This is a genomic window from Vibrio sp. 1167 (genome assembly GCF_033340375.1).
GTDB lineage: Bacteria > Pseudomonadota > Gammaproteobacteria > Enterobacterales > Vibrionaceae > Vibrio > Vibrio alginolyticus.
In genome coordinates this window covers 1-1,110 of record NZ_JAWOWK010000100.1, presented here as the reverse complement: position 1 = coordinate 1,110, position 1,110 = coordinate 1, and the positions used below count along the sequence as shown (strand labels likewise).

Sequence of the window (1,110 nt, the reverse complement as noted above, 5' to 3'; positions counted from 1 at the left end):
ACATCGAACATGAAAATCGAATCCGTAAGAAAAGAGCAGCTGAGTGTTGCTCTTTTTTTGTTTATAAACCAAATAGTTAAATTGAGGTTGTATCTGAGGCCATCATCACAAAGAAACGGTGAAAGTGACAAAAATAAAACCATTAGCGACATCGTCAAAATGGGAATCGGTGTTCAATAGAGTGACGGAAACAAGAGGAAAGATTATGAACACGATTCAACCACTGCTCGATGAGTTTTGTCGTTTAAATGAATTACCACCGCTCATTTTAGAAGATGGAAATCGTTGTCAGCTTCTCGTTGATGATCGATTCGTGCTGTACTTCACCGCCACAGAAGATGACGCCTTAATGCTCTCTGTTGCGTTTGGCGGCTTAGAGAAATCGGGAGAGTTGCGCGTAAGAGGCTTAGAGCTATTAGCCCGCGCAAATTACCAAAGAGTAGGCAGTGGCAACTTGGCGTTATCGCTCGCCCCGAATGGTCGACAACTTGTCTTAGTGGGTCGCCAACCTACCGAGCATCTTAACTCAGCCAACTTGACAGTTTGGTTCCACGAAATCATCGAACAGACCGAACTTTGGCAAGCGCGTTTTGCCATGTTGGATCAAGATCTTTCAGCCACTTCAAATCATGAACAAAGTCATGTTCAACCACTGCGTGTGTAGGAGGGAGTTATGGTGAATACAACGCAAAAAATCAGTCAAAGCCCAGTACCCGATTTGGAACAGTTTCGTGCCATTGCCGCGCAAAAAGCTGACCGAGTAATAAGCAAAAGAGGCGAAGTCAAAGAGCCATCTACGTTCCATAAAGGCCACAAGTTTGCTTCGGTTAGCGAAGGCGTATTAAGAAAAAAATACACCAAGTTCTTCCAAGAAAACATCAAAACGCACCTCGACTTGAAGCAGGCACTGCTTAAGGAAGAAAAACCAGAAACCGCGCTTTTGGCTTATTCATTAGTCAGTCCGTCAGGCTACCGAGGAGAACCATTAACCGAGCGAAAAATTTTGGAAGTGGTGAGCCTACTTGATGAAGTAAAAGTCGAAGGCGACACCTATCAGCAGCTCAAAAATACGTTTGATTCGATCAGCAAAGATCCGCGTATGCAAGTCAG

At 44.2% G+C, this 1,110-nt stretch carries 2 protein-coding genes and 1 pseudogene; all 3 read left to right on the top strand.

Translation table 11 applies throughout. The features are described 5' to 3' along the window. Positions 1-180 (top strand): hypothetical protein (locus R7Z78_RS24665; protein WP_212733948.1); only part of this gene is annotated, 180 nt, incomplete at its 5' end. 25 nt (positions 181-205) lie between these two features. Further along, the gene (gene vecA / locus R7Z78_RS24660; RefSeq protein WP_021454315.1) at positions 206-664 is read left to right on the top strand and encodes a CesT family type III secretion system chaperone VecA; all 459 of its coding nucleotides are present in this window, start codon (positions 206-208) and stop codon (positions 662-664) included. Positions 665-673: 9 nt separating this feature from the next. Then, positions 674-1,110, top strand: a pseudogene (gene vopQ, locus R7Z78_RS24655) (type III secretion system effector VopQ); the annotation flags it as partial.